This is a genomic window from Nocardia sp. NPDC058497 (assembly GCF_042720195.1).
Lineage (GTDB): Bacteria > Actinomycetota > Actinomycetes > Mycobacteriales > Mycobacteriaceae > Nocardia.
This window is the reverse complement of the sequence record NZ_JBHXMY010000998.1, coordinates 1-1,272: the sequence shown is the minus strand read 5'-3', so window position 1 is coordinate 1,272 and position 1,272 is coordinate 1. Positions and strand designations below refer to the sequence as shown.

At 65.6% G+C, this 1,272-nt stretch carries 2 protein-coding genes; both read right to left on the bottom strand.

Going from position 1 to position 1,272, the window contains the following annotated elements:
• Nucleotides 1-509 precede the first annotated feature (509 nt).
• Nucleotides 510-719, bottom strand: coding sequence for a molybdopterin-binding protein (locus tag ACFWPJ_RS33215; RefSeq protein ID WP_378857543.1), 210 nt, complete (start codon nucleotides 717-719; stop codon nucleotides 510-512).
• A gap of 65 nt (nucleotides 720-784) precedes the next feature.
• On the bottom strand, nucleotides 785-1,272 hold a 488-nt coding region (locus tag ACFWPJ_RS33210), incomplete at its 5' end, for a TOBE domain-containing protein (RefSeq protein WP_378857541.1).

Genomic DNA, 1,272 nt, shown 5'->3' with positions numbered 1-1,272 from the left:
CCACACCCCCCCCCATTTTTTAATTAAACGTCTACCACCGATATATACACATCTCTATTCTTCGGAAGTGTCATTTGTTTATAAGAGACAGACCTTGGACGAGGGACGACATTCGAAGGTTGCGTCGAGAACGTCCAGCATGGCTGTCGGCGGCCCGCCGGAACCACGCGGCCGCTCAGGATCGTAAAGCCGCCGCCCAACGGGCTCGACTCGCCGCCCTGCTGGACGAAGGCCACTTCACCAGAGCCGACGATGGCTCGGAGGACATCGAGCGGTACGCAGAAGAGGCGTACCTGTATCTACTCCTGGTGCGGCGCATACCGTCCCAGCAAGCCGCGGATGCCGTCGACGCTCGATGGCCATCAACAGCCGGCGACCAACCCGACGAAGACTGGTTCTCCGGTGCACCGGATTGGTTGTAGTCCGGTCTGGCTGCCGGAAGCAGGCAGGGTGGAACGTGGCGCCGGCTCAAGTGACCTTCAGTGATCTGGGTCGGTCGATCGGGGGTATCAGTCGATGCCGAGGGTGACTTCGGTCGATTTGATGAGGACCTTGACCGCGGACCCCTCGGTGAGTTCCAGGTCGTCGACGGCGTCGCGGGTGATCGAGGAGGTGATCTCGTCGCCGCCGGTGAGGCGAACGCGGACCACGGCCATGGCCTCGCCGCGCGTGACCGAGAGGACTGTGCCGTCGAGTTGGTTTCGGGTGCTCAGGCGCATGGGCTCAGCCTAGATCGATCGGTCTCCGGTTCCGGTCAGTACACGTCGCGGACAGTGCGTGTCGATCACGCCGGATAGGTGTGGATTTCGGTCGCTTTCACCGATGCCCACAGCTGGGCGCCGCTGTGCAGGCGCAAGTCCGCGACGGTGGCGGGGGTGACCTCGGCCAGCACGGCCGGGGCGCCCGACAGCCGGACCCGGGTCGTGTACGCGTGCTGTTCGAGGCCGGTGACGGTGACCTGCCAGGTGTTTCGCGGGCTGCCGCTGGGGCGTTCCGGGTACAGGCTCACCGCGGTGGGGGCGAAGGCGAGGTGGACGGCGCCGTGCGCGGGTTCGGCGACGGTGAAGACAGCGCCGCCGCCGAGATCGACCGAGTTTCCCTGTGCCGTGCCCTGATACAGGTTCAGCCCGACCAGGTCGGCGACATAATCGGTCCGCGGCCTGCGGGCCACGTCGGTCGGCGCCCCCTCCTGGACGATGGCGCCGTTCTCGACGATGATCAGCCGGTCCGCCAGCACCATCGCGTCGAAGGGATCGTGGGTGACCAGGACGG